The 26,427-nt window shown below is 68.4% G+C and carries 21 protein-coding genes; 11 read left to right on the top strand and 10 right to left on the bottom strand.

Annotated elements, in window-relative coordinates:
* Nucleotides 1-27: 27 nt before the first annotated feature.
* Nucleotides 28-4,680, bottom strand: coding sequence for an FtsK/SpoIIIE domain-containing protein (locus OO68_RS16520; RefSeq protein WP_033309093.1), 4,653 nt, complete (start codon nucleotides 4,678-4,680; stop codon nucleotides 28-30).
* A gap of 395 nt (nucleotides 4,681-5,075) precedes the next feature.
* Between OO68_RS16520 and OO68_RS16515 the strand changes: the two genes are divergently transcribed.
* From OO68_RS16515 to OO68_RS16495, 5 genes are all read left to right on the top strand, one after another.
* Entirely contained in the window at nucleotides 5,076-5,378 is a 303-nt protein-coding gene (locus tag OO68_RS16515; protein ID WP_033309092.1) for a WXG100 family type VII secretion target, read from the top strand.
* A gap of 323 nt (nucleotides 5,379-5,701) precedes the next feature.
* Complete coding sequence (locus tag OO68_RS16510) at nucleotides 5,702-6,016, top strand: hypothetical protein (protein WP_033309091.1); 315 nt, start codon at nucleotides 5,702-5,704, stop codon at nucleotides 6,014-6,016.
* 87 nt (nucleotides 6,017-6,103) lie between these two features.
* Nucleotides 6,104-7,384, top strand: a complete 1,281-nt coding sequence (locus OO68_RS43110) for a hypothetical protein (protein ID WP_051814670.1) — start codon at nucleotides 6,104-6,106, stop codon at nucleotides 7,382-7,384.
* A gap of 9 nt (nucleotides 7,385-7,393) precedes the next feature.
* A complete protein-coding gene (locus OO68_RS16500; RefSeq protein WP_033309090.1) occupies nucleotides 7,394-8,035 on the top strand; it encodes a hypothetical protein in 642 nt (213 codons plus the stop codon).
* Complete coding sequence (locus OO68_RS16495; protein ID WP_033309089.1) at nucleotides 8,028-8,636, top strand: hypothetical protein; 609 nt, start codon at nucleotides 8,028-8,030, stop codon at nucleotides 8,634-8,636. The genes OO68_RS16500 and OO68_RS16495 overlap by 8 nt, the downstream gene beginning before the upstream one ends.
* Nucleotides 8,637-9,364: 728 nt before the next feature.
* Here OO68_RS16495 and OO68_RS16490 read toward each other — a convergent pair.
* The 7 genes from OO68_RS16490 to OO68_RS16455 form a co-directional block, all read right to left on the bottom strand.
* Nucleotides 9,365-10,114, bottom strand: a complete 750-nt coding sequence (locus tag OO68_RS16490; protein ID WP_033309088.1) for a hypothetical protein — start codon at nucleotides 10,112-10,114, stop codon at nucleotides 9,365-9,367.
* 41 nt (nucleotides 10,115-10,155) lie between these two features.
* Nucleotides 10,156-11,070: a hypothetical protein gene (locus OO68_RS16485; protein WP_033309087.1), complete on the bottom strand. Its 915-nt coding sequence runs from the start codon at nucleotides 11,068-11,070 to the stop codon at nucleotides 10,156-10,158.
* A gap of 52 nt (nucleotides 11,071-11,122) precedes the next feature.
* Nucleotides 11,123-12,328, bottom strand: coding sequence for a WXG100 family type VII secretion target (locus OO68_RS16480; RefSeq protein ID WP_033309086.1), 1,206 nt, complete (start codon nucleotides 12,326-12,328; stop codon nucleotides 11,123-11,125).
* A 1-nt stretch (nucleotide 12,329) separates the two neighbouring features.
* Nucleotides 12,330-12,629, bottom strand: coding sequence for a hypothetical protein (locus tag OO68_RS16475; RefSeq protein WP_030840073.1), 300 nt, complete (start codon nucleotides 12,627-12,629; stop codon nucleotides 12,330-12,332).
* Between the two features lie 614 nt (nucleotides 12,630-13,243).
* A complete protein-coding gene (locus OO68_RS16470) occupies nucleotides 13,244-14,266 on the bottom strand; it encodes a hypothetical protein (protein WP_245237002.1) in 1,023 nt (340 codons plus the stop codon).
* Nucleotides 14,267-14,325: 59 nt separating this feature from the next.
* On the bottom strand, nucleotides 14,326-14,997 hold the full coding sequence (locus OO68_RS16465; RefSeq protein ID WP_078625327.1) for a hypothetical protein: 672 nt from the start codon (nucleotides 14,995-14,997) through the stop codon (nucleotides 14,326-14,328).
* Nucleotides 14,998-15,551: 554 nt separating this feature from the next.
* The gene (locus OO68_RS16455) at nucleotides 15,552-15,842 is read right to left on the bottom strand and encodes a hypothetical protein (RefSeq protein WP_033309083.1); all 291 of its coding nucleotides are present in this window, start codon (nucleotides 15,840-15,842) and stop codon (nucleotides 15,552-15,554) included.
* 162 nt (nucleotides 15,843-16,004) lie between these two features.
* Here OO68_RS16455 and OO68_RS16450 point away from each other — a divergent pair, with 162 nt between their 5' ends.
* From OO68_RS16450 to OO68_RS48480, 3 genes are all read left to right on the top strand, one after another.
* Nucleotides 16,005-16,232, top strand: coding sequence for a GntR family transcriptional regulator (locus tag OO68_RS16450; protein ID WP_033309133.1), 228 nt, complete (start codon nucleotides 16,005-16,007; stop codon nucleotides 16,230-16,232).
* Nucleotides 16,233-16,440: 208 nt separating this feature from the next.
* Nucleotides 16,441-18,564 (top strand): bifunctional polysaccharide deacetylase/glycosyltransferase family 2 protein, encoded by a 2,124-nt coding sequence (locus tag OO68_RS16445; RefSeq protein WP_500691359.1) that lies wholly within the window; start codon nucleotides 16,441-16,443, stop codon nucleotides 18,562-18,564.
* A gap of 509 nt (nucleotides 18,565-19,073) precedes the next feature.
* Nucleotides 19,074-19,550: an LCP family protein gene (locus OO68_RS48480; protein WP_342449657.1), complete on the top strand. Its 477-nt coding sequence runs from the start codon at nucleotides 19,074-19,076 to the stop codon at nucleotides 19,548-19,550.
* Between the two features lie 106 nt (nucleotides 19,551-19,656).
* On the opposite strand, the gene OO68_RS16435 is transcribed toward OO68_RS48480, so the two are convergent.
* Both OO68_RS16435 and OO68_RS16430 read right to left on the bottom strand, forming a co-directional pair.
* On the bottom strand, nucleotides 19,657-20,910 hold the full coding sequence (locus OO68_RS16435; RefSeq protein ID WP_033309081.1) for a hypothetical protein: 1,254 nt from the start codon (nucleotides 20,908-20,910) through the stop codon (nucleotides 19,657-19,659).
* Complete coding sequence (locus OO68_RS16430) at nucleotides 20,900-22,837, bottom strand: hypothetical protein (protein WP_245237000.1); 1,938 nt, start codon at nucleotides 22,835-22,837, stop codon at nucleotides 20,900-20,902. Before OO68_RS16430 ends, OO68_RS16435 begins: the two co-directional genes overlap by 11 nt.
* A 620-nt stretch (nucleotides 22,838-23,457) precedes the next feature.
* Between OO68_RS16430 and OO68_RS16425 the strand changes: the two genes are divergently transcribed.
* From OO68_RS16425 to OO68_RS16415, 3 genes are read left to right on the top strand one after another with little or no spacing between them, the layout of a single operon-like run.
* Nucleotides 23,458-24,180 (top strand): hypothetical protein, encoded by a 723-nt coding sequence (locus OO68_RS16425; RefSeq protein ID WP_033309079.1) that lies wholly within the window; start codon nucleotides 23,458-23,460, stop codon nucleotides 24,178-24,180.
* A gap of 17 nt (nucleotides 24,181-24,197) precedes the next feature.
* The gene (locus tag OO68_RS16420; RefSeq protein WP_033309078.1) at nucleotides 24,198-25,088 is read left to right on the top strand and encodes a hypothetical protein; all 891 of its coding nucleotides are present in this window, start codon (nucleotides 24,198-24,200) and stop codon (nucleotides 25,086-25,088) included.
* Nucleotides 25,085-26,392 (top strand): TadA family conjugal transfer-associated ATPase, encoded by a 1,308-nt coding sequence (locus OO68_RS16415; RefSeq protein WP_033309077.1) that lies wholly within the window; start codon nucleotides 25,085-25,087, stop codon nucleotides 26,390-26,392. Before OO68_RS16420 ends, OO68_RS16415 begins: the two co-directional genes overlap by 4 nt.
* The last annotated feature ends 35 nt before the right edge of the window (nucleotides 26,393-26,427 follow it).

Below are 26,427 nucleotides of genomic sequence, written 5' to 3'. Positions count from 1 at the left end.
GGCCTCGCCGAGCCCCCGCTCACCGCCTCACCCCGGAATGACGACCGTACGCAGCTCCCCGTCGCCGAGGTGGAGCATGCCCTTGCCGGGGGCGACCTGGCCGCCGACCATGCCGCGGTTGAGGCGGACGCCGATGAGGTCGCCGCTGGAGGTCTCCTGGGGGGAGAGCAGGATGCCGCGGCGGGCCTTCTTCGCGTCGACCTGCCAGCCCGAGAAGCCGCTGCACACGTCCTCCTCGTCACCGGCGATGACGAGCGCCAGCCCCCGCTCGGCGCCGCGCGAGACCAGCTTCTTCATCTGGCTCTCGGCGTCGCAGTCCTCCAGGATCTCGCCGTCGTCGATGAGGACCGCGATCGGCTCTTCCAAGGACGCCTCGTCGATGAGCTCCTCGAACTCGTCCTCGTCGATGTCGTCACCGGTGAAGACCTTCAGCACCCCTTCCATGCCGTCGAGTTGGCGAAGCGGGGACTGGCGCGGGGCCGCGATGACCAGCCGGGTGCCCTGGGACAGGAAGGAGTGGGCGAAGTTCAGCAGGACCGTCGAGCGGCCCGACTTGGCCGGGCCCGCGATGACGAATGCCGGCACGCCCTCCGCCAGATCGGGGCCGAAGCCGACGATCTCGTCGCCGCCGATGCCGGCCAGACCGAACAGGCGCGAGCGGGACACGTCCGGGTCGCGCAGCTCCCACGCCTCCGGGAAGGAGATGCGGCTGGGCAGGCTGTCGACCCGGAACGGGCGCCGCGAGCGGGGGACGGCGGCGTCGCGGGCCGCGGCCGCCTCGCCGATCGCCGCCAGCGCCGCGGCCTGGCCCTGACCGGACGTGTCCTCCGCGAGCAGCGCGAACTGCGTCTCCGTGCCGAACTCGTTGCGGAACGCACGCCCCGGCGGAATCTCCTCCGGCACCTTCCGCGCCGGAATGCCCAGCGCCGAGAAGTCGCTGCGGTCGGCGAGCCGCAGACCGTACTTGTCTTCGGTGAGCGTCGCGATCCGGCCCACCAGGAGGGTGCGGTCGCCCGTCAGGACCAGGTGGATACCGACGCTCGCGCCCTCGCGCATCATCGTCTGCAACTCGTCGGTCAGCGAGCCGTGGTCGACCTCGCCGAGCGTGGGCACCCAGCCCTCCCAGCGGTCCAGCAGCACCATGATGTGCGGCAGCCGCTCGTCCTCGGCGACCGACGCCCGCTGCTCGCCGATGTCCGCGAAGCCCTTGTCCGCGAGCACGTCCTGGCGGCGGCTCATCTCGTTCTTGAGCCGGTTGACCAGCCGCACGACCCGCTCGGTCTGGTTACGGCTCACGACCGCGCCGCAGTGCGGCAGCCGCGTCAGCGCGTTGAGCGCGCCGTTGCCGCAGTCGATGCCGTAGAGGTGCACGTCGGCGATGGAGTGCGTACGGGCGATGGAGCCCGCCAGGGTGCGCAGCACCTGGGAACGGCCGCTGCGCGGGGCGCCGCCGATCATCAAGTGGCCGAAGGAGGAGAAGTCCACCGCGACCGGGCGGCGCGACTGGCTCGCGGGCAGGTCCTCGATGCCGTACGGCGCCGGCGGCAGTTTGCCCGGACCGCCGGCGAACACCGGCAGCTCGATCTCGTCCAGCAGCAGCGTCTCGTCCAGGGCGGGCAGCCACGGGCTGTGCTGCGGCGGGATGCCGAGGGAGCTGTTGGCGTCGCGGATCGTGTCGACGAGGACCTTCAGGTCGGTGATCTCCTCGTCCTCACGGGACTCCGCCTTCGGCTTCACCAGGGCTGCCCGGCCCAGGTCCTCCCAGGTCAGCGGGCCCACCCAGGGCATCAGCACGGCAGGGTCGGCGGCGCCCGGCCGGCGGCCACCGACGCGGCCGGACTGGAACGGCACGAGGGAGGCGTGCCCGAGCCGGGCGTACGCGCGACCCGGGGTGTTCTTGGAGATGTGCCCGGCCTCGGGCGAGTCGATGACGTCGGACGACTCGCCGCCGTCCGTCACCCGCAGCGCGATACGGAGGTTGGTGTTGGCGCGGATCTCGGGCGACACGACACCGGACGGCCGCTGCGTCGCCAGCAGCAGGTGGATGCCGAGGGAACGACCACGCTGGGCGATGTTCACCAGACCCGTGACGAAGTCCGGCAGGTCACGCACCATCGAGGCGAACTCGTCGATGACGATGAGCAGCCGGGGCACCGGCCGGTGCGAGGGGTCCCGGCGCACCAGGTCCTGGTAGTCCTCGATGTCCTTGGCGTCGGCGGCGGCCAGGATGTGCTCGCGCCGGTGCAGCTCCGCACCCAGCGACTCCAGCGCCCGCTCCACGAGGTGGGCGTCGAGGTCGGTCACCATGCCGACCGTGTGCGGCAGATGCACACAGTCCTTGAACGCCGCGCCACCCTTGTAGTCGACGAGCACGAACGTCATGTTCTCGGGCGTGTTCGCCACCGCCAGCGCCGCCACGATGGTCTGCAACAGCTCCGACTTACCCGAACCGGTCGTACCGGCGATCAGACCGTGCGGCCCGTCCTTGCGGATGTCGATGCCGAACGGCCCGTCGTACGACTCACCGATGACGGCCAGCGTCGACTGCCCGCCCATCCGCCAGCGGGCGACGATGGCGTCACTGGTCGGCGGCTCCAGCTGGAGCACGTCCAGCAGCCGGCTCGACCCGGGCAGCGCCGAGTCCTCGGTCTCGCCGCTGATGTCCCGCAGCGGCGACAACGACCGGGCCAGCCGCAGACACCAGGCGGCGGAGACGAAGTCGGGCCGTACGTCCTTCAGGCGCTCCGCCCCGGCCTCCTCCACGCGCAGCCTCAACTGCTCGCTGCGATCGGCTTGTTCGGGCTGCTGGGCTGTGCTGTTCCAGGCCTGGAAGGACGGAAACCCGCCGGCGGTCTGCTGGGACTGCTGCTGCACCTGCTGGGCGGCCGGCCGGTACTCCTCGGCCTTCGGCTCGGCCACGACGTACGCCTGGCACTCACCGGGCAGGAACCGCTCCTCGGCATCCAGGCATAGGGCGAACATGGACACGGACGGGCCTTCGCGCAGCAGCCGTACGACGCCGGGAAGGGACCGCAGCCGCCGCGACCCGTCCCACACGACGACGATGTCGGGGTCGCTGAAGGACGAACCCTGCGAGGACTTGTTCTCCTCGGCGGCCTTCTTGCGGGCGTCGAGGATCTGCGTCAGTTCGCCGATGCGGGCGCCGACGGTCTCGGCGTCGGTCCCGATGAGCGCGTTGACGTCCTGCCCGCCGGACGGCCGCGCGTGCGGCAGCCAGCGCACCCAGTCCCAGGACTCCCGCGCGGCGTTGTCGCTCAGCACGTAGAACTGCACGTCCATCGGGCTGTGCAGCGCCGCGGTCTGCGCGACGGCCCAGCGCCCCAGGGCCCGGGCGGAGTCCCCGGGCCCGGCCATGCCGACGACACCGAGGGTGCGCAGGTGCAGCGCGACCGGGGCGTCCTCGATCTTCCAGGTCACCTGGCGGCGGTGGTCGTCCTGCTCGGGGTCGTCGAGCACCACCTCGGAGGGCAACTGCCCGGTTCCGCAACGGATCAGGAGGTGATCACGGTCGGTCCGCCGCCGTTCCCACAGGCGGGTACGGGGGCCGGTCCCGAGGGCGAGCACGGTCGCCGGGTCGGGGATGGCCTGCCGCCGGTCGTTCCGCTCGGCGACGAGCGCGTCCTGGGCGTCCTTCTCGATCCGCTCCTTCTGCTCCTCGTACTCCTGGACCTGCTTGGCGTGCGACTTACGCCCGTGCTTCTTGTCGTTGTAGTAGTTGGCGAAGAGCAGGACCGGGCTGAGGGCCGCCATGATCAGGTAGTACCAGCGCTGGAAGATCATCACCGACACGACGGCACCGACGAGCGGCGTCAGCGCCATCAGCCAGGGCAGCGGTCTGGCCTCGTACTCACGCGGCGACGACGGCAGCCGGAAGTTGGTCTGCCGCTCGGGCGGACGCAGCCGCGGGGGCCGGTTGTAGTCGAGGCCCACGCCGTCGTCGGACCACTTGAGGGCGGCGTTCGGGGGTGTGTAACGGGTCAGTTCAAGAAGGGTGTTGCCGACGCCGATCTGAGCGCCGAGGGGCCACTCGGTCGGACCGGCCTTCTTGTCGTCGGTCTTGTCCTGGTCCTTCTTCTTGCCGCGCTTCTTGCCGCCGGGCTCGTCCTTCTTCTTGTCCTTGTCCTTGTCCTCGGCGAGGGAGGCGCCGTCGAGGGTGACGTGCTCCTTGTCCATGTGCACGGCGACCTGGCAGGTGCCGTCGGTGGCGACGGAGAGGGTGAGGGCCCGGGCGTCGACCTCGGGATCGTCGATCCGGACGTACGACGCCGCCCCGCTGCCGATGTCGTACCGCCCCACGCCGAGCCGGTGCACGAACCCGGCGGCGGGCCCGCCGACGACCCGCAGTTCGACCAGCCCGGTGGGTTCACCCGGCAGACACCCGGACGGATCCTGAAGACTGACGATGGCACCCTCGCGCAGGGGCGACCCCACGACAGTGGCGCTCGGATCGACGGCGTACCCGTCCACGTACACGAGGGGCGCGTTGTTGGCCGGCGCGTGCCGGTGCTGCCCGAGCGGGATGACCTGCGCCCCGCTGTGCCCCACCTGCTTGGCCAGCTCCTGCGCGATGTCCCCCACGGTGGACTCAGGATCGGCATCGAGCACGACGTCGGCGGTGCCACCGCCGTACGGGTCGACGACGGTCAGAGTCAGGCGCACGACTTGTCCTCCCCGTGCCACTGGGCCGGTGTGGCTCCTGTGGTGTCTGTCGCTGGTTGCCGCTGTGCTGAGCGCTTGCCGTTCTGCCGGCTGTCCTGCTCGCTTCAGTCACGCGGGTCACAGTGGTACTGGGACGATATCCGTTCGGTACGACGGCGGGGCAATGGGGAGGCGCCGTGACGTTCCCGATGGCAACGTCGTACACGCTTTCATGACGGCTCGTTCACAAGCCGGGTATGGGGCACCACAGGCCACACCCGTAAGCTGCTGACGCAAGAGCGGACGATCACACCGGTTGCCGGCTGTGACCGGCAACTCGGCTTCTGAGCCGGTGAGTCCGCAAACAGGGAAGCCACGGGGGTTGGCCCTGCGGCGTTGCGAGAGGGAGCGGCTTCATGGCCAAGGACCTTGATGTCACATATCAGGACATGCGGGATGCAGCCAAGCATGTCGTGAAGGAGAAGGAAAAGCTCCAGGAGAAGCTCGAGGGCCTGAAGAAGTACATCAACAACCTCGTGCAGGGCGGCTACGTCACGAAGAGCTCGTCGAAGGCGTTCGACGAGAACTTCGACGAGTTCGTGCGCGGCATGAAGGACACGCTGGACGGTCTGGACGGCATGGGTGACTACCTGACCATGGCCGCGGACAAGTTCGAGCAGATCGATGAGGAGCTGGCCAAGCAGGCTCGGAGCAAGTGACGTTCTACTGAGGTCACGGGGCGGGGCGGAGTGGCGTGCGCGCCAGGTAGCTGCACCGCCCCGTTGGCTGACGAGGACGACACCATCGCTCTTGGCTCGCCTGCCCCAATCCCCCGCCAGTGCGGTAATGAGCAGGTAGCTGACGGGCCGACCTGCCTCGGAGGCAGCTGCAGGCTTGCCCAGGATGCGGTGTGCGGCGCGGCGGTGTTGGTTGGCGCCAAGCGCCAAGGGTGAGTAAAGTGCCGACGCTTTCACATTGATGAGCGCGAAACTCGCGCATCGGGGGATCTGCATGATGAAGAGTGCGCTTGCGGCGGTGACCTGTGGCTGACCACGCGCGGATCGACGACCTTGACGTCATTCGGGAGATGGGGAAAGGCCTTGGGCGGATTCACAAGGCGTTCGAGGGCCTGCCGGGCGTCGTGGAATCGTATGGAGAAGACTTCGGACACGATGACCTGACCGACAAGTTCGAGGACTTCGAGGCGAACTGGAACCTGAATCGGGACAAGCTACAGGAAGAACTCAAGTTCTTGTCGGAGTATGCGCTGGCTGCTGCAAAGACGTACAGCAAGTTGGATCACGAGTTGGCCAGGGTGATCCGCGAAGCCCAGAGCCCCGGCAAGAAGGGTAAGTGAGTCGCCGTGGCTGGAGGACGTCCTCGTGATTGGTCGCCGCTGTGCTGGTTCGACCCTGTCCCAGGAGACCCGGACAGGGTTGCAGGCTTGGGGAAGAAACTCAAGAAGACTGCTGAAGAACTCGAGCGTCAGGTAAAGAACCTCAAGGCCATCTCTGAGGTCGACTCCTGGGACAGCGAAGCGGGCAGGGAGTTCCGTAAACGGGCTGAAGGCTCAACGGGGAAGCTGGAAGCGGCGCGAAAGCGCTACGCGACTGCCGCGGCCGCACTCGGAGACAAAGTCGTCGACGTCGGCGGTGGTTATGCGGACAAGGTCCATGCCTCGCCCACGAACTACGCCTCTGACCTGAACCGCGCTCAGCAAATAGCTGATCAGGCCCTCAAGGAAGCCCAAGCGGCGGAAGACGACAAACGTGCAGCCGGGACGAAGCTAGCCGACGCGGAAGACGACTCGAAGAAGAAGGACCTCGAGGATCAGCAGAAGGCGGCCGATGATGTCGTCAAGGCTGCCCAGGAGAAGATCGAAGAGGCGAAGCGCATCCGAGATGCCGCCGCCAAGCGGGCCTGTGACGCGATCGACGAGGTCATATCCGATGATGCGTTGAAGGACGGGTTCTGGGACAGCCTTCTCGACGACATCGCGGACATTACAGGAACGATCGCCACCGTGTGCGGTGTGTTGTCCCTGATGGTTGGCTGGATTCCAGTGATCGGACAGGCGCTGGCCGGAATTCTCGGCACCATCGCTCTCGTCATGTCGTTGGTCGGTTTCATCTGTACGGCAGTTCTTTACATGCGCGGAAACGCGGACCTCATGGATTTGGGTGAGGCGGCGCTCGGCTTCCTGATGATCGGTGTCGGCAAGGCGTTCTCGAAGCTTGCCGGCAAGTACGCGGGGACTGTGCTCAAGCGGCTCACCAGAATGAAGTCGAGCAAGACGCCGGGCATAGGCAAGGCCTTCAAGCGTGATCGTCAGAAGCTGAACAAGCTCGGCTCGCAGGGTTTCACGAAGGTGTTCTCGATGACACCGAAGGAGCTCGGCAAGACGATGGCCAGTCCCTTCACCGAGCTGGTCACAAAGAGCGGGTGGAAAGGATTCGCGGACAACGCCAAGACCGTGTTCAATCCGAGCAGTTGGCGGGGCGCGAAGGAAGCGATCACAGCGAACGGGGGGGTGGCGAAATCGGTGTCGTTGGTCGACGCTGAAGTTGCTGCGAGTCTCAAGTCGATCAAGCCTATGGCCGCCAACTTCCCCGACATCCCAGGCCTGAACGGCGTCAAGACCACGGTCAACGTCCTGACCGGCATCGGATACGCTGTGACCGGTGGAAACATCTATCTCGACGAAAACACTCGACCGGCCCTCTAGGAGATCGACATGACAGTTGAAATTGACGACTGGACCTGTCGGCTGCATTTTTCTGACGGTTGGGTCGACCTGACAGCCGGTGCCGGACTCGACTCCGCAGAGAAGTCCGCCTGGGCGCGGGAAGTCGTTGAGTCCTTCAACCCACTGGATCTCGTGGCCTCGAAGGAGTCCATCGAGAAGGACCTCATTCACCTTGCTCGAGCCGCCGAAAAGAATCACGCGGTTCTCGCCGCCGCGTTCTTCGCCGCAGGCGGAGCACACTACGCCACGTTCGACGTCCAGATTTTCGGCGAGGACGAAACCACTCTCTCTCTGGACGAGGTCGAGAACATGCTGCGGGGCCACAAGGAGATCGTCGGGGAACCGCAGGTCAGCAGGGTCGAGCTGCCCGTCGGATCGGCAGTTCGGCTGCAGGCCATGTACCAGTCCAAGGGGGTGCTGGGGTTCGGCAAGAAGCTCACTGAAGCCGTTTCGTATGCCCTTTTGGTGCCCGAGACCTCAGACGTGCTCCTGGCGACGATGAACTGGGGCGCCATGGAACACAGCGATCAACTCACAGAGGAAGTCGATGCGCTGATTCCGACGCTGCGCTTCGTGCCGCTCGACGCGGAGGGCAACCCGATTCCGGAGGCGGGCAGCCCTGATGCCTGAGCCCTGGGAAGACGAGGACGCCACGACGCCGCCGAAAGACTACAATCTGATCGTCCCCGACGGCTGGTTCAAGCTGTCGTTGGACCCGGAACACCGTGACCGCAGCATCATCGCGCTGGCGGAACAGCAGTTCCATGGTGTCGACAACGCTCCTCTGCTCAAGGAGCAGATGATGCGTGAGTTGCAGAAGACAGCGAAAGACGCGTATCAGGCCGGCGGTATCGAGTTGTACCTGTCGACCCTGCGGATCGGGCCTCTGCCGCTTTCGTCATCGCTCTTGGTGAGCTTTGCCGCGCCTGGAACCATGCCCTCATCCTCCGACGTGCACACGTTCGCTGACGTGCTTGGCCGGCGTGGGGCGGAAACTGCCGTGGTCAAACTCCCCGTCGCTGGCGGTGCGGTCCGCGAGTTCCGCTCCGAAGCGGCTTCTCCCACCACGCAACTGGGGAACGAACTCCCAACGACCACGGTGAAGTATTACGTTCCTGTCCCGGCGACTGATGAGTGGCTGATCCTGTCGTTCTCTACGCCCCTGGATCCGCTGGCGCGTCAGATGGTCGGGCTCTTCGACGCGGTGGCGGACACGTTGCACTGGACGTGACGTGGCAGTGAAGACCAGACTCCGAGGGCGAGTTGCGGCGGGTGCCTGCCCCGTCGAGGAAGGGACGACGGGTGGAGCGACAAGCTGACGCTACGGCTGCCGACAATCGGCTCCGGGCGCCGGATGGTGTGGGAATCGTCGTCGGGGTTCTCTGCCTGGTCGTCGGGGTGGGCGCCATTCTGCTGTTCATGGGACTGTGGAAGCGGTTCGCTCGTGAAACGGTCCCTGTGTTGGTCGACCTGCCCGGAGGCTCTTGGGCGGTCGGCGGCGTTCTCGGGCTGATCACTGTAGTCGGGGCGACGGGCGGTCTGCGCTGCGCGTTGAGTCGGGCAGGGGAGACCCGTCGGATGCAGAGGCTGCGAGCGGCGGGCACTGCGGCTTGTTGCACAGTGGCATTCGGGCCGCTCTTCTATCTGCTGAGTGGACTGCCCGGCAAGAACTGCCGCTCAGCCAGCTGTGAGTACATCCCCGGTACTGGGAGCGCATTCCTCGCCTATGCGCTCGGCATCGGCGTCATGGGCTGGCTTTTCTGGCGTTGGGCCAGCGCTCGGTCCGAGGTAGAAGCGGCGCGGGAGCTGGAACGACTGCGGAGACTTCGAAAGAAGGGCAAGGGGAAGAGCCGCGCGGCGCGCAGAGGGTGAGGCGGAATGCAAACAGGTCATGGGCAGTTCCATACCAGTGCTCCGGCGCAATTCTCATAGCAACGTCGGAGAGTGCTGCCGGAGTGGTCATGCCTCTCCGGGCAGGCCCTGTGACCGTTCCTCGGCCCAAGCTTCGGTCGGTTCGACGAAGGAAACGGTCTGCAGGACGGCCGACAACAAGCGGTAAATGTCGGTCCAGTGGTCCATCGAGGCCGTGTAAAGCGTGAAGATCGCTGTGAAGGGGCCGGTCGGGAAGGGCACGTAAACCTGGATCTGGCCCGTGAGGAGTTTCGTGGCCTCGCCGTCGGCGGATGCTTCCGGGCCGAGGTCGTATTCGCGCAAGCTGACGCAGGACACCGCCGGGCCGCACGGCAGATCGAGCCAGATGGCGTCGTTGTACGGGTCGCTGGAGTGGGTCGCGAGGATGCCCTGGGCGACGACATCGGTGTCGATGCCGGCCTGGTCCGTGGGGGCGATGGCGACGGTGAAGGCGCATTGGGCGATGCCCTCGGCAGGTTCGTGCCTGATTACCTGTCCCTCTGGCACTTCGCTTTCGTCAGCCGTGGAGAACAAGCCCATGGCCGCATAGGAGACACCGGTGTCTCCCATGAGTTCGGCAATCGCCGCGTAATAGGGGGCGGCAGGTTCCCAGATGGTCTCATCGCCCCGGGAGTACAGCTCTCGGACGAAGGAGAGGGCGCGTTCGCTGCGCTCCTCCGGGGTGGCGGCGATGGGCAGTGCGAAGAAGCCCTCGGGGGCGAGGAACCAGAGGGGCGGGATGTTCCCGTCAGCAGCACTGACGTGCTGGGCGTTCGCGGAGTCAGCGGCTGGGATCATGGAGGTAGTGTGCCGTTCCGGTCGAGTGCAGGGCCTGAGTGTTAGGTCAGGAAGTCTTCTTGGTGGTATTCCGTCAGACCGAGTTCCGTGCCGTTCAGGTCCATTACCGTGTTCAGCCCGGAGTGACCGAAGGAAGCATGAACGGTGCTCGGTGCCACGACTTCGACCCGAAAACATCCACATGGGTTCCGCTTGACCAAAGGCGGCTGGGCATCCGGTGCCTGAGCTGCTGCAAACCTCTCAGCGGTGTTGCGTTGCGCCTGCGTCAGCGATGTCAGCGGGATGAAGTCGACAGGTTCGATCAGGTAACGAGTGAGCCTCTCCCGTTTGATGCTGCTAACTCTGCACCAGGAACCGTCAGTGAATGCGATCTTTGCGTCGTTGCCGAGCTTGAAATCCCGGAGCTCGACCCCTTCGATGCCGGACCGAGGTGTCTCCCAGAGGAACTCGTCGGAGATGCGCCTCTCGTCCCCCTTGAAATATGGGAAACCCACGATCACGAGCCGCTGGTCGGTGACGATCGCGTGTGTGCGGTACTCGTCCTGAGGGGAGCGCGAGGGGTCCAACTGCCAAGGCAGAGTGCGTGCGGTGGAGCCCCGAGCGGCCCACATGACCGGGAAATCCTCGACCTCGTCAGGTCGGTCGTGCGAGGTGTCCGAGCCCTTGTCTGAACGGCCTGGGCCGACACTGCCCGACTGGGACGACAGGAGGCCCATGACAGCCACACCGGCCGCCATGGCGGCGCCCTTCACGGTGTTCCGGCCGGCGGTGCTCCCCGAAGAACGGGCGGTGTATGACGGTCCTTCGGGCCAGCCGTCTAGTTCGTTCTGGATGTCGTTGCGCTCGCTGTCGCGAAACCAACGCATTCCCTTGACCCGAGTGGCCGCGCCCGTGGCGAAAGTCAGCGGAGCACGGGCGATGAAAGTCTCTCCCGAGCTGGGCCACCACACGCTCATGTCCTCACACTTCCTTTCGCGGCCATCTTGGGTGCCATGGCGCAACCTCGGGCTAGTCGCCCGCCACGTGGCCGTAGATCTTGGGGGCGATCTTGAGGCCCGCATCGAGGGCTATACCGCCCGCCCCGAAGGGGTTGATGTTCACGCCGGGAATCAGATTGGCTCCCTTGGAACCGATCAGCTGTCCTTGATGGTAGCCCGCGTAAGAGAGGCCCCCCATACGAGACATCAAGCCGCTGCTCCCGTGCGCAACTTCGAAGACATCGTCGGACATACCGCCGATCTTTACCAAGCCGGCCTTCCCGAACCCTCCGACGATGTCTGCGGATTCCTTACCGAAGGACATCAGCACCCGTGAACTGCCGAGCTTGGTGGCACTGAAGCCCGTACCGAGCCTCTCTGCCGTCAACGCAGCCTTGCCCGCACCGACCACCTTGATTCCCTTGCCGAACATGCCGATTCCCGGCAGCAGGCCCACCGCATCCAGCCCGAGTTGAGCCCAACTCACGTCCGCTCCGGCTGCTTTGGCCACCCCATGCGTAGCCAGCGTGAGGCCCGCGCCGATGAGCGCGGCAGTGCCGAAGATGGCGGCGAGGGGCGGGAAGGGAAGCGTGACGATGGCAAGCAGCCCGAGGACGGCTGTGATGTCGCTGAGCACGTCACCGATCGCCTTGATCAGGTCGGCGTGCTCCTTGAGCCAGTCGCCGGTGGCGTCCCAGGCGTTTGCAATGCCCGTGCCCAGCTTCTCCCAGAAGCCCGGCTCGTCGGGGGCGATGTCGGCGGCCTTGTCCAGTTCCTTGCTGATCTTCGCCGCGGCCTGCTTGTAACGGTCCTCCAGTTCATGGACCTTCTGAATGAGGCCGGTGACATCGCCAGAGGCCTTGCCGTATTCCTCAGTGCCTTCCTTGGCTTCCGCCTTGGCGTCGAGTTTCTCTCCCGCCTTCTTCTCCAGGCGGTCCGTCTCGTCCTGGAAGTCCTGGAGCTCGTTGGCCCAGCGATGCAGTGCGCGCGAAGCCTTGTCAAAGGACTCGTGGCTCTTTCGGATCAGTGGGGTGACGTCCTGGCCGATGTACTCGGTGAAGGCGACGGCGGTCTTGCCCTTCCAGGCTCCGCACTCTATGCGCTCCAACTCGCGTACGGCTGTGCCAAGCTCGCCTGCCAACTTGCCAAGTCTTTTGGCGAGTTGCTGGGTGTCCTCCACGCTCCCGGGCGTGGGATCCCAGCCGATGTTGGGAGGAACGGTGCGCTGACCGGCCACGTTACTTGCCCTTCTTCTTGACCTTGAGTGACTGAGCCAGCTCCAGATCGAGGCCGTCGAACGTCTCGCCGATCTTGTTGATCATCTTGACTGCGCCGTGGGTGTGCTTGCCGAGTTGCTTGATGCCGTAGCCCCAGTCGTCGGCGAAGTCCTGGACGTCTTCGATGAGCCCGCTCTCGCCGACAGCCGAGGAGTCGGCTCCTCGAAGGTCGCGGCGGGCGTCCTCCATACGGTCGCTGATGGAGGAGAAGGTCTTCTTCAAGTGCTCGAACACGGTGTCTTCGAGGCGCAGATCGCTCATGGTGGCGCTCAGTCTCTGTGGGTGGGTAAGGCGCGGCCTGCGGGGCGGCGGACCCCGCCTGTGCCGGGTCAGCGGGTGGCGGCCGTGAGCGTGCGGTGGCTGATGCGGCGGCCGTAGAGTCCGTTGAATGGGCCTGCACGGGTGATGCGCAGCGGCGGCGTGCGGAACGGAAGGCGACGCTTCAAGTGACTCCCCCGAGAAGCGAGAAAGGTCTGCCAGGTAACGCCGACGGTACCTGCTGAGTTCCGCGGTTCGCCAGCGCGAACTTCTCGGTGGAGTATGGGTGATTTATGGGGGTCGGGGTGGGGGTGGGAATGCTTATGTGTCGCGCGCACCTCTTGCGAAGGTGGGTATGTGAAAGTTCATGGCGCGGGCGGTCCGCGATGTGCAGAGCTCTTCACGAAGATTGCACGATGAAATCAGTCCTGAGGTGCGGTTGCGCAGCCACCTGCCGACGTTGCCTGCCGGCCCGGCGCCGGGCGGAGCAGGGCAAGACGGCCGCAGAGGCGTTCGCTCCACCTCTCCGGCCGTCTTACCGCTCATACGCCCCGCAGCGCAGGGGCTGCCGGTGCCGGCCTCGTGATGCCGTCTCGGCGTTCGCGTAGCGGCCAAAGTCACCGGTTGACGGCCTGGATCTCCTGGACGGTGATCGCTTGCTCGTTGCCGAAGGTGCCGTTCGGAAGGTCTCCGCCCGCGCCGCCGGTGCCGGTCCAGTCGATGTCCCACGTGATGGTGGCCCGGAGTTTGTACGTGCTGTCGCCGGAGGAGCGGAGGTACCTGATTCCGCACGGCGGGGTCTCGTCGGCCTTCCCCTTGGCGTAGGGCTCGCCGATGGAGTCGTCGGCGTTGATGACGCACTCGCCGGACGCCGGGTAGGTCTCGGCGTCCTTGGTGCCCGGCTCCAGCTTGAGGGACACCGGCCTGGCGGTGGTGGTGGCCTGGATGTTGAAGCCGGGGACGTTGAGAGCCGCCGTCGCCTCGACCTCGTCGAAGACGGCCTTGTCGAGCCAGGCCCAGGTCGGCAGGTTCACCTTGGTGTTGGCCTCGGGGGCGAGGGTGACCTTGGTGTCGGGCAGCTGCATGTGCTGGTAGGCCAGAGCGGCGAGTATCTCCGGTGAGATGGCCTCCTCGTACTGGGGCGGTGGCGCATCGCCGTTCTCCACCCAGAAGGGGAGATCGGTGCACGAGGTCCGCTTGAGGTAGTCCGGCTCGTTGGGGTTCTCGACGCCGGCCCAGAACATTCCCTTGCCGTCGTTCTCGACGTTGTAGTCCTTGTAGCCGGGTTTCCCGGGGATGTCGAAGCCGTCCTCGTAGTGGCGCTTGGTCTCGCCGAGCGCCGCGCCCGCGGTCCCGCCCATACCAGGCGTGTTCAGCTGGCTGTCGATGTGCTTGGACATCTCCTTCTTGAAGTCCTTGGCGCCCAGGTAAGGGGCGTACCAGCAGGGAGGCGGTGTCCAGTTGATGTCAGATGACGTTACGTTTCCGGTGCCGCCGCCCTTGGCGACGGAGCCGGAGTACTGGATGCGGGCGGCGGCGTAGATACCGTTTTCGTTGCTGCCGCCTGACTCTTCTGTGTTGGTGCCCTGAGCGTTGGCCGGCTTTTCGTCCGCATAGGCCGGTTGCGTGACTGCGAGCATGATCAGGGTTAGCCCCAGGGCAGCTGTGCCCTTGCAGAGAGCTAGCTGCCGTGACCTGTTCACTGGCACTTCGCCGCCTTGGCCTCGACGTAAACCTTGGAAGCCTGCCACAGACCATCTCCAGTGGGGAGCTTGACCATGACGATCTTGAAGTAGTCGAAGGACGAGATGCTGGGGGTGCCCTTCAGGACCTTACCGGTCTTGATCTCCTTGGAGTAGAATTTGCTCGAATCTACACAGAACGCAACCTCCACGGAGTTGCCGTTCGGCGCGGAGCGGGTAGTGGCCTGGTAATGGCGCCGTGTGCCGTACGCTGTCCAACCGCCGTCCAGTCGGGCGTTGATTTGCGTCTTCGCGTAGCTCGTCCCATCGCCTGTCGAGTAGGCGACCAGAGAGGCGTCCTTGGTCGTACGCTTGTCGACGCCTCGATAGATGGCCCGGACGTAGTTCGCCGCATCATCCATCGCAGCCGCCTCGTTCTTGTCCTTCGGCCTGTCCCAGTCGAAGACCAGGTTCATGTCCTTGGGCAAAGAGACGTCCACGCCGTCCGGCTTGTCCTCTGCCGGTGCTCCCGAAGGTGATGCCGACTCCTTCGGCGTCTTCGCTCCCTGGTCGGCGCCTGCGATCTTGTCGTTGTCGCTGGACTTGTCGTCCCCGCTACCGCAGGCCGTCAACAGCAGTGCTGCCGTTGCCGCCAGCGCGGCAGCAACGGGCAAAGGGCGGCGCTTCACAGTGGATACTCCCCGTGAGACAGATGTGAGGTCAGGGAGACAGACGCTATCGGTGAGGTTCTCGGTTTCGCCAGAGCGAACTGGGAGCTGCGCAGGGCATTTGGGGCGTATGAGGGTGTAGTGGCGCGGAGTTGTTCCCAGATCGTGCCTCAGCCATGGCGGCCCCGGGCACTCGGTCGTCCGTGCCCGGGGTCGTCGGTGTAACCGGGGTTTTTGCTATCGCGTCGCCCTGCATCCAGCGCAGGCGCACGGCGGATATGCGGAGGTGTACGGCACGGGCTCGGCGGAGCCGCCGGCCGTGATCTCGACCTTTCCGCAGTCCTCCGTGACGGCGCCTCCGGCGTCGATTCGGTAGACGTGGAGCGTCATCCGCGAGTGGCGGTAGGGGGATTGCAGGAGACCGACCGCGCCCTCCAGGGCCGGGTAGTGAGAGATGCACTCCTGGCAGGCGTAGATGGTGAGGGGTAGGCCTGCCGGGGCCCGGAACTGCCGGATGGGGACCGGTGTGCCTGTGGAGCGTTCGCAGCGGGTGCACATCCGCATCGCCGGGCGCGTCATCGGGTGGCCACCGGTACGCGCACTCCGTGGATGCGCTTAGCGCCCACATCCGTGCCGAGGGCGGCTCGACGGCGTTCGCGTTGGCGGCGGTGTTCGGCGGGGTCCAGGACGTAGGGGCGCACCAGGCGGCATGCGGTGCCGTCCAGCAGTTCGGTGAAGCGGGTCGGCGGGGGCGGGATGGGGACGATCCGCAGGGGCGGCACCGCGCCGAGGCGGTGACGGCCGCGAGGGCGTGGGGTGCAGAGGCTCAGCATCCACGCGAGGGTGCGGACGGTAAGGTCCAGCATGTCGGCGCTCCTTCGTAGCGTTGGCCATGCCCCGGGACGGCCACCATCCGTCGCCGGGGTCTGTCGTGACAGACCGTAGAGCTACTTGTACAGGCCTGTCTACCCATATGGGCTGAGAGGAGCTTCTATGCCTTCATGGAGGGTCGTACGTACAGTTCACTGGTGTTCGAATTTGACCCCACCAGGCCGAAGTGGCAGCAGATCGCCGAAGTCGTTCGGCAGCGCATCGCCAGTGGCGAGTACCCGGTGCGCGGCTTGATCTCCGAGGTGAAGCTGGAGCAGGAGTTCGGAGTTGCTCGCGAGACTGTTCGTAAGGCCACCGCAGCCTTGCGGGAAGAAGGGCTGATCGTCACCACCCGGGGCATGGGGTCGTTCGTCGCCGAGCGCTGAGCCACCCCGGGCAGTCTCGATGGGGAACCGGCATGCGGTCGGGGGCGCCGCGGCCTCGTGGAATTTGCTGTTACGGCCATCCAATCGCCGACGCGTAACTACACTCCCGGCCCATGCGAACCCCCCACAACACCAAGCGCCCCAAGCCGAGAAGAGGCAGCGGCTCCCGAGGCGGCCGTGAAGAAGTGCCCGGGGGCGGTGACGCCCCCTGACCCCCGCCCCGTCCAAAGCCAAGGGCAACACCAAAGCCAAAACCCGGGCCCGTCACAAACAATCCCGCGACCCCCGAGCCCACTGGCTCCTCCTCGCCCTCACCCTCCCCCTCGTCTTCGCCCTGCTGATCTTCGAAGGCTGGACCCGGCACGAGGTCGACGCCGCCAAGGCGCGGTCGCCCTGTACGGCTCCCGTGCCCGACGTCGTCGCCCGCGGCGGGCCCGTGATCGGGATCAACCGGGACGGGATACGGACCGGGGCGATGCCCGCCCGGACCGTCGCGCTCACCTTCGACGGGGGTCCCGACCCCGTCTGGACACCCCGGCTCCTCGACCTGCTGCGACGGCACAACGCGCGGGCGACCTTCTTCGTGCACGGCTCCCAGGCCGCCCGGCATCCGGAACTCACACAGCGGATCCGGGCCGAGGGGCATGAGATCGGGTCCAACACCTATACCGGGGCCGTCCTCGGGGAGTCCTCCGCGCCGCGTTTCCGGGCCGAGTTGGAGCTGACCCAGAGTGCCCTCGCCGGGGCCACCGGACGGCGGACGAACCTGCTGCGGATGCCCCGCACCACCAGCCCCGACACCCTGTGCGGACGCGAGTGGCAGGCCGCGCGGCGGGCCGCCGGGTACGGGTACGTGCTCGTCGCCGCCGACAAGGGGTCGCGCAAGCCGGTGCAGGGGATCGTCCGGCAGCTGAGTCAGACGGAGAGCGCTTACGCGGAGGCGCGCAGGCTCCTGAAGAACCCGGGCGTCGATCGGTTCACCACCGTGTCCGACGGGCTCGGGCTCGTGCCGTACGCCTCCCCGTCCCTCGTTCAGAAATGGGCCGGGCGGGGACTGATCCACGTCACCGGTCTCGGCCAGGCCTTCGCCACCGCCATGATCTGGATCCTCGGCGTCGCCGGCGGCCTCGGCGTGCTGCGGCTGTTGCTGCTCGCCCTCTTCGCCCGCGCCCATGTGCGGCGGCTGGAGCGGTTCCGGACCGGTGCGCCCTGGATGCGGGAGACGTCGGGGCCGGTGACCGTGCTGGTCCCTGCGTACAACGAGGAGGCCGGGATCGGGTCGACCTTGCGGTCGCTGCTCGACTCCACCCACCGGCGGCTCCAGGTCGTCGTGATCGACGACGGGTCCACCGACCGGACCGCCGACATCGCCGAGACCATGGGGGACGCGCGGGTGGAGGTCGTACGGCAGGCCAACGCGGGCAAAGCCGCCGCCCTCAACACCGGGATCGCACACGCCCGGTACGACATCGTCGTGATGGTCGACGCGGACACCGTCTTCGAGCCCGACGCCGTCGAGCGGATCGTCCAGCCGCTCGCACACCCGGCCGTGGGTGCCGTCAGCGGCAACACCAAGGTCGGCAACCGGCGCAGTCTGCTGGCCAGATGGCAGCACCTGGAGTACGTCTTCGGGTTCAACCTCGACCGGCGCATGTTCGAGGTGCTGGAGTGCATGCCGACCGTGCCGGGTGCCATCGGGGCGTTCCGGCGGGACGCCGTGATCGGGGTCGGCGGGGTCAGCGAGGACACCCTCGCCGAGGACACCGACCTGACGATGGCCCTGTGGCGGTCCGGCTGGCGGGTGCTGTACGAGGAGTCCGCCGTCGCCTGGACCGAAGTTCCCACCAGCCTGCGGCAGTTGTGGCGGCAGCGGTACCGGTGGTGCTACGGCACGCTGCAGGCCATGTGGAAGCACCGGGGAGCTCTCCTCGGCAGGGGCCCGGCCGGGCGGTTCGGGCGGCGCGGGCTGACGTATCTCGCGCTGTTCCAGGTCGCTTTGCCGCTGCTCGCGCCCGTCATCGACGTGTACGCGCTGTACGGCGTGCTGTTCCGCGACCCGTGGGAGTCCGCCGCGGTCTGGTTCGCGTTCCTGGGCGTCCAGATCGTCTGCTCCGGCTACGCGCTGAGACTCGACGGCGAGCCGGTGCGGGCCCTGTGGTCGATGCCGTTCCAGATCGTCGTCTACCGGCAGTTGATGTATCTCGTCGTCATCCAGTCGCTGGTCGCGCTGCTGCTCGGCAGCCGGCTGCGGTGGCAGCGGATGCAGCGGTCCGGGACTGCCGCTGAACAGATCGGCGGGCCCGTTCCGTATAGGAGTGTGCCGATGCGCTGACCCGAGAGCCCCCACAGCACCTTCGAGGCGTCGATGAGCGACTGGACCGACCGGCTGGGAGAATCCCCACCGGAGTGGAGCCCGCGGCGGGAACCCCTCGTTCCCCCGCCCTCGATCCGCACCGCCCCCCTGCCCGGCATGCCCTCGCCCGCCGCCCCCGGCCGCTACGACAGCGGCCCGGACCACCGCGGCGGGCGCGGCAGCAGGAACCCGCGGCGCCGGGCGGGCAGGGGCCGGAGGTACCTGCGTACGGCCGCCGTCCTGGCGTCCGCGCTGGTGCTCGGCGGGGCCGGTACGTACGTCTGGGCAGACACCCGGCTCAACCAGGAGGTCGACCTCGGCGCGCTCGGCGCCCGGGTGCCGGCCGGTGAGGGCACCACCTACCTGGTCGTCGGCTCCGACAGCCGCGAGGGACTGTCCGCGCAGGACCGGAAGGATCTCAACACCGGCTCGGCCGAGGGCCGCCGCACCGACTCGGTGATCCCGGCTTCGCCGGCTTCGTGGGGGTGGTGGACGCCGTCGGCGGCGTCGACCTGTGTCTGGGCCGACCCGTGCGGGACAAGGACTCCGGAGCGAATCTGCCCGCCGGCTGCCAGACCCTCGACGGCGCCGAGGCGCTGGCCTTCGTACGGCAGCGCAAGCAGGAGGAACAGGGGGACCTGGGCCGCACCCGCAACCAGCAGAGATTCCTCGCCGCCCTCGCCCGGAAGGCCGCCACCCCGTCCACCCTCGCCGACCCGTCGAAGTCGTTCCCGACCCTGGACGCGGGCCTCGACACGCTCATCGTCGACGAGGGCACCGAACTGCCGGACCTCATGGGGCTGTTCGAGGCCCTGCGGAAGGCCACGGGCCGCGGAGGGCGGCAGCTCAACGTGCCCGTGGCCGACCCTGACCTGCGCACCCCCAAGGGCAGCGCGGTGAAGTGGGACGACCGTCGCGCCCGTGCCCTGTTCGACGCCTTGCGCGAGGACCGACCGCCCGGCTGATCAACGGCCCCTGCCGAGACCGGCCGACGGGGGCACCAGGGAGCCGTGCCCGTTCAACGGGCCTCGGCGAGACCGGCGGCCGTGGGCAGAACGGGGCCGCGCCCGTTCAACGGGCCCTGGCGAGACCGGCCGAGGGGGACATCAGCGAGCCGTACCCGGACGCCGCCCACACGCTCCGTCCCGCCGGTACCTCGAAGTAGGGCACCCTACGGCCGTCCTCGTCCGTGTCGGGGAGCACCTCCGGGGCGCGGCGGTCCCGCAGCGCGTCCGCGCACTCCTGGCACACCGCCACGTCGAGCCGGTCCCGGCGGCCGAGCGGACGCCAGCCGGTGCGCAGGGCCGCGCGGCCGTGCAGGGGGTTGAAGAAGCAGAGGGGAAGGCCGGGCGAACCGGTCAGGGCGTCGCGGCCCTCCTGCGCCAGGGCCAGGGCGCCCGCCAGGTCCGGCAGGCCCCGGGCCCCGTCGAGAACCGTGCCGGCCGCGGCGTACGCGTCGAGGGCCTGCTGGAGGCCGGGGGTCGCGGCCACGTCGGCGGCGTGGGTCGCCTCGCCCAGCGCCAGTACCTCCGCCTCCGCACGGCGCCGCACCCGCGCCTCGTCGGCCGCGCGGGCCGTGGCGAACACGACGTGGGGGACGGCCGGGTTGGGCCTACGGGAACGGAGCAGAGCCGTGCGGGTCGCGAGCGCGGTCAGGGCCAGGGCGGGTACGGCGATGAACAGCCACCAGCCGGTCATGCCGGAGCCGGAGTCGGGACTGGAGCCAGAGCCGGAGCCGGGCTGCGTGGGGCGGGGCGGCCCGCCCAGGTCGCGCATCGCCTCCTCGTAGCGCTGCTCGCCCTTGCCCTCCGCCACCAGGTCCACGGCCTTCGCCGTCAGGTCCGCAAGGCCCGCGTCCCGCATCTCGTCCAGGAACCCGGCGGCCGTCACGGCCCTGCGCGCCTGGTGGGTGTCGCCGGGCCACTCGTAGCCCTGGAGGGAGTCGGGGAAGTCGCCGTCCGACGTGATGAGGACGAGGTCGCGCCGTTCCGGGAGCCGGTCGCGGACCGTCCCGGCCAGGAGGGCGGATTCGCCGTCGAAGGCGTCGCCCTTGGTGAGCGGTGTGAGCACGACCTTGATGGGCAGGCCGGTGCGGCGGATGCGGTCCGCCAGTTGCCGTTGCCGGGACGGCGGTACTGCTTCGGCGTAGGCCTCGTCGACGTAGACGGGCGAGGTGCGCAGGGCGCTCGCGATGCGCTGCCCGGCGCTCGGGGTGCCGCCGTCCGCCGCGCCCGCGGTGCCCGTCGTGGTGAGCGCCGTCAGCAGCAGTGCCGCGAGGGCAGTGATCACGCGCTTCGCGGCGCTCTGGTCGACTTCAGTGGACACCTGCGGTCTCCCTCACCTTGTCGATGAGCCGGGCGATTCCTTGCGGTACGGCGGTCAGGGGGCCGTCGGTCACGTCGTAGTAGGGCAAGCGGGCGTTGCCCAGGGAGGGGTCGGGCAGCTTCAGCAGCCGGCCCGGGATGTCGCCCGGTGCGGCGACGGCCGTGTCGCCGCAGAGCGGGCATACGGGCAGCAGACGGCGGCTGTTGCCCCCGGCCGAGACGCGGACGTGGTGCCGGCGGGCGGCGGGCCCGTGCAGTGGGTTGACGCCGCAGCAGAGGTCGGCCGGATCACCGGCGAGTCCGGCACGGCCGGCTCGCGCGAGCACGATCACGGCGACGAGGGTCGGGGCGTCCGTCCCCGGCTGCCGGACGCGCCCGGGGTCGCCGTCGACCAGGAGCAGCGCGGCGTCGAGGTGGTCCCAGGCGCGGTCGCGGTCGTCCGGGTCGCTGAACTCACCTGCGAGGGAAGTTAGTTCGGCGTAAGCGGTGCGCCGGAGGTAGGACACCGAGGGTTCGGTCGGGGCGGTGAGCGGGAGGCTGCCGGACGGCTCGGGTACGGGGGAGCGTCGCCGCCGAATTGCCTGGACGATCCCTGTCGCCCCGGCCACGAGGCTCGACAGCAGCAGGGCCGCGAAGGCGCCCACGAACAGGCCCGGCCAGAAGTCCGTGGAGAACAGGGCGGGGAGGGCGGTCTCGCGGGTGGCGTTCGGCGCCGCCGGGGGCGCGGGCTCGGACCAGGGCCGGTCGGTGCGCGGGGTGTCGTCGATGAAGGTCATCAGCGCGTCGAGGCGCTCACCGAGGAGGTGGTCGTCGGCCTCGTCCGCCCTGCTGTCGCCCAGTGTGACGGAGTCCGGTACGTCGAAGGAGAGGCGGTTGCCGTCCAGGCGCAGGCCGTGGTTGTAGACGTCGATCGTGCCGTCGGCCGGGTCGGCGACCACGTACACCCCGTCCCGGCCCACCTTGGCGTGTACGGCCGCGGCGAACAGCCCCGAGTCGCCGGCCGATTCGCTCTCCGGCGTCTGCGGTACGAGGGAGACGTACACCGGGCCGCCGCCGTCGGAGCGCCGGAAGTCCCGGATCCGCTCGTGCAGCCGATCCAGTTGACGGGCGTCGAGGACGCGCGGGCTCTCCGGATCGGCGTACACCGGGTCCTGCTTCAGCCCCGCCGCGACCCGCTCCACCCGGGCGGACAGGTCGGCGGGGGCGGGAGGCTCCGCCGCGCTGGACCGGGTCTGGTCGAAGGCGACGGTGGCGGTGAGGGCGACAGCGGCGGCGGAGAGGACGGCCGCGCCCCAGACGAACCGGCGCAGGACGGGCTTCTTCGGGCGCCCGCGCCTCGCGTAGGCCGCGAGCAGCAGAATCGACAGGGGTACGCCGGTGAGCAGGATGCCCGTGAGGAACGACTGGTTCTGGCGGTCGGACGGGCCGATGTACATCTCGGCGGGTTCGTCGTCCTGGTACTTCTCACGAGCGGCCTCGGCGCGGGCGGTGGCCTTCTCGGCGCCCTGCGCGATGACGTCGGCGAAGCGCTCGAAGCTGAGCAACGCGCCTGCGTCGTAGGGGAGTTCGTACTGTGCGACGGTGACGGCGGCGTCGGCGGGGGCGTCGACGCCGAAGGCCCTGGCCTCCGTGATGTCCGGCCCTTCGAAGAGGACGTACAGCCCGTCGCGCCCCAGCCGGTCGTGCACCGCGCCGAGCAGCTGCCGGGCGTCCGCGCCGGTCTGCAGCGGCAGGACCAGGACGTAGGTCGGGACACCGGTCTTCTTCGCGATCCGGGAGAAGTCGGGGGCGCTGGAGCGGGGGACCTCGCGGGGGAACTGGTCGGAGACGTGGACCGGGTTCTCGCGGAGGCGCTCGGCGAGGTAGGCGGCCGGAGTGGGGGTGTCCGCGGCGACGGCGGGTGTGGCGGTTGCGAAGAGGGCTGTCATCGCGAGCAGGGTCAGGAACAGTCCGATCGCGCGGCCGCGCCTGCGCCCCGTTGCCCGTATCCCCGCTGTGCAGGCGTAGTTGGCCGTGACTGTTCTCACCGGTGAGTCCCCCGCGGTCCGTTCGACGTCCGCGCGGCACTCTACTCGTTCGTTCGCGACTGCTACAGGTCGCTCGATGAGGAGCTCGCGGCCCTCACCCTCACGGGGCATGACCACGCGACGCCCTCACCTCGACTTCGTGAGTGAATCGTGCAGGCCTGATGGCCGACAGGTGACGAACCAGACCGCTGGCCAGGCCTGTTGGGGGCCATGGCGATTCGCTTGCGCACAGGTGCTGATGTCATGTGGGGCTGTCCCCGGCCGGGTTGGGCGGGTGGGACGTTGCAGATGGATAACAGGCCGTACCCTGCGGCCCCTGGGGTCGGACGCGCCTTGAGGGGCTTATGTGCGGCTGATACGGTGCGATGGCTTGACACTCACCCCCAGTGCTGGCTATTCGCCCAGGTCGGGCGGGTACGTCCGGCCCGTCCCGTGCTTTTCCGTGCGGGTCGACGCGGGTGAAGTGTCCGAATTTGAAGGCACATGACAGACATCTTCTTGGGTGTACGGGGAGCGGTTGCGTGAAGATCCAAGAGCGTACGGGGGCGGGCGCAGGTCGTTCTGCCGCTCCGGCTCAGCCGTCGGTCGGCGACCGGCTTCCCACCCCGCCTCGCGAGCGCAAACCGGCACTGGCCGCGCTCGCCGTGCTGCTGATTCTGGTGGGTGCGCTGGGGGCGACGATGCTCGTGCTCCAGGCCGGTGACCGGATCGAGGTCGTCAAGGTGACGAAGGAGGTCCAGGCCGGGGAGTCCCTCACCGACAGTGACGTGACCTCCGTGATGGTCGCCAAAGACGACAACATCCACTACATCGAGTGGGCGCAGCTCGACACCATCAAGTCTTACAAGGCCAAGTCCACGCTCTACGCCGGGACTCTCGCCGTCGGTGAGATGTTCGCCAAGAAGGCCAGCCTGCCCGCCGGCAAGGCCTCCGTCGGGCTCGCCCTCAAGGAGGGCACGTACCCCGCGGACATCAAGGCCGGCGACATCGTCTCCGCCTACCGCGTCGGCTCCACCGGCTCCGGTTCGAGCAACTCCGAGGGCAACAGCGGTTCGGGCGGCACCTCCGTCGGCGGCGCCCTCGTCGACAACGCGCGCGTGAACTCCGTCGTGGCGGACGACGACGCCACCGTGAGCACGGGCAACCTCTCGCTCACCCTCCTCGTCGACCAGGCCGACGCGGCCGCGCTCGCCTCCGCGGCGGCCGCGAACGAGGTCGCCATCGTGCACGTCCCCGGCAACTAGAAGGCGGCACCCACCCCATGGCGCTCATCGCTCTCGCCGCCGACAAGGGTTCCCCCGGCGTCACCACCGCGGCCGTCGCCCTCGCGGCGGTCTGGCCGCGGCGGGTCCTGCTCGCCGAGGCGGACCCGGCGGGCGGTGACCTCGTCTACCGCAGTGCCGCCGCGCACGGCGGACCGCTCAACCCCAACACCGGCATGCTCTCCATTGCCGCCACTGCGCGCCGCGGCCTCGTGCCCGACCAGCTCTGGGACCACGTCCAGCCGCTGAGCGGCGGTCTCGAGGTCCTCGTCGGGCTCGGGATCGCCGAACAGGCCGCCGGACTGGCGGGGTTGTGGCCGACCCTCGGGCACGCCTTCAACTCCCTGGCCGACTCCCCGCACGCCGCCGCCGACGTCATCGCCGACTGCGGACGCATCAGCGGCGACACCCCGGCCGTCGAGCTGTTCCCGCACGCCGCACTCGTGCTGCTCATCTCGCGCACCGAGCCGGAGGCCCTCGCCCGTGTCCGTGACCGGGCCGCCGCCCTCGCCGGCAAGCTGCACGGCGGATCGCGTGGCGCCGCGAGCCTCGGCACCCCGATCATCGGCGTCGTCCTGATCGCCGACACCGGCACGGCCGGCAAGCTCGCCTCGCAGGTCAACGACATGCTCGTGCACGCCCAGACCGGCGCCCGCGTGGTCGGCACCATCGCCGACGACCCGGCCGGCGCCGACCAGCTGGCCGGCCGCAAGCGCGGCCGGCTCGACAAGTCGCTGCTGATCCGCTCGGCCCGCAAGGTCGCCGCCGACCTCTACCAGCAGTACGGCGCCGCCTGGGCGGCCTCCGCGCAGGCCAACCAGGCACCGCAGGCCCACCACGCCCCGCACGCCCCGGGCCGGATGCAGGGCCACGCAGGGGCCGGCGCATGACCGCTGTCGACCACCAGTTGGTCAAGCGGTTCCGCCAGGACGCCGGCGACCGCATCGCCGAGCAGCGCCGGCAGGACCAGGCCGCGGGCGTCACTCCGATGTCCACGGAGGACGAACGGCAGTACGCCCGGGCCGTCATAGCCCAGATCCTGGAGGAGTACGCCCGCGCCGAGATCAACGCGGGCCGTACGCCGCTGGACGCCGAGACCGAGGAGCAGTACGCGGCCGCCGTGCACGCCGCGCTGTTCGGCGTCGGCCGGCTCCAGCCGCTGCTGGACAACCCGGACGTCGAGAACATCGACATCAACGGCTGCGACCAGGTGTTCATCGGCTACGCCGACGGCCGCGAGGTCCAGGGTGACCCCGTCGCCGAGACCGACGAGGAGCTCATCGAGCTCATCCAGGTGCTCGGCGCGTACTCCGGTCTGTCCTCGCGTCCCTTCGACTCCGCCAACCCGCAGCTCGACCTGCGCCTGCCCGACGGTTCGCGACTGTCGGCCGTCATGGACGTCACCCGGCGGCCCGCCCTGTCCATCCGCCGCGCGCGCATGGGCAAGGTGTTCATCTCCGACCTCGTCGGCAACGGCACCCTGTCGCCCGAGGTCGCCCACTTCCTGGCCTGCGCGGTCCGGGCCCGCAAGAACATCATGATCGCCGGGGCCACCAACGCCGGCAAGACCACGCTCCTGCGGGCCCTCGCCAACGAGATTCCGCCGGGCGAGCGCCTCATCACCGTCGAACGGGCCCTGGAGCTCGGCCTCGACACCTTCCCCGACCTGCACCCCAACGTGGTCGCTTTCGAGGAGCGCCTGCCCAACTCCGAGGGTCAGGGCACTATTTCGATGGCGGAACTGGTGCGGCGCTCGCTGCGTATGAACCCCTCCCGCGTCATCGTCGGTGAGGTCCTCGGCGACGAGATCGTCACCATGCTCAATGCGATGTCGCAGGGCAACGACGGCTCGCTGTCCACGATCCACGCCAACAGCTCGCACGAGGTCTTCAACCGTATTTCCACCTACGCGCTCCAGGCGACGGAGCGGCTGCCCATCGAGGCCAGCCAGATGCTGATCGCGGGCGCGGTCAACTTCGTCGTCTTCATCCAGCGGCGCAACAACTTCGGCAACGGCGGCCGTCTCCAGCGCATGGTCACCTCCGTCCGCGAGGTCAACGGCGTCGACGGACGGGTGCTGTCCAGCGAGGTGTTCGCGGAGGCCCCCGACGGCCGGATCGTGCCGCACGCCCCCATAGCCTGCCTGGAGGAACTGATGGCACACGGCTACCAGCCGTCCGGGACCTGGGGGTGAGCCGGGGATGACCACGAACCTCGCGGCAATCGGCT

It is taken from the genome of Streptomyces iakyrus, assembly GCF_000717055.1.
Taxonomy (GTDB): domain Bacteria; phylum Actinomycetota; class Actinomycetes; order Streptomycetales; family Streptomycetaceae; genus Streptomyces; species Streptomyces iakyrus.
The sequence above is the reverse complement of the archived record's forward strand: the minus strand, read 5'-3'. Positions and strand labels throughout refer to the sequence as shown.

Excerpts from the sequence above, each read along its gene's own strand:
- OO68_RS16515 (WP_033309092.1), top strand. The coding sequence starts at position 5,076 with ATGGCCAAGGACCTTGATGTCACATATCAGGACATGCGGGATGCAGCC.
- OO68_RS16500 (WP_033309090.1), top strand. The coding sequence starts at position 7,394 with ATGACAGTTGAAATTGACGACTGGACCTGTCGGCTGCATTTTTCTGAC.
- OO68_RS16495 (WP_033309089.1), top strand. The coding sequence starts at position 8,028 with ATGCCTGAGCCCTGGGAAGACGAGGACGCCACGACGCCGCCGAAAGAC.
- OO68_RS16490 (WP_033309088.1), bottom strand. The coding sequence starts at position 10,114 with ATGATCCCAGCCGCTGACTCCGCGAACGCCCAGCACGTCAGTGCTGCT.
- OO68_RS16485 (WP_033309087.1), bottom strand. The coding sequence starts at position 11,070 with ATGAGCGTGTGGTGGCCCAGCTCGGGAGAGACTTTCATCGCCCGTGCT.
- OO68_RS16475 (WP_030840073.1), bottom strand. The coding sequence starts at position 12,629 with ATGAGCGATCTGCGCCTCGAAGACACCGTGTTCGAGCACTTGAAGAAG.
- OO68_RS16470 (WP_245237002.1), bottom strand. The coding sequence starts at position 14,266 with ATGCTCGCAGTCACGCAACCGGCCTATGCGGACGAAAAGCCGGCCAAC.
- OO68_RS16455 (WP_033309083.1), bottom strand. The coding sequence starts at position 15,842 with ATGCTGGACCTTACCGTCCGCACCCTCGCGTGGATGCTGAGCCTCTGC.
- OO68_RS16430 (WP_245237000.1), bottom strand. The coding sequence starts at position 22,837 with ATGACAGCCCTCTTCGCAACCGCCACACCCGCCGTCGCCGCGGACACC.
- OO68_RS16420 (WP_033309078.1), top strand. The coding sequence starts at position 24,198 with ATGGCGCTCATCGCTCTCGCCGCCGACAAGGGTTCCCCCGGCGTCACC.
- OO68_RS16415 (WP_033309077.1), top strand. The coding sequence starts at position 25,085 with ATGACCGCTGTCGACCACCAGTTGGTCAAGCGGTTCCGCCAGGACGCC.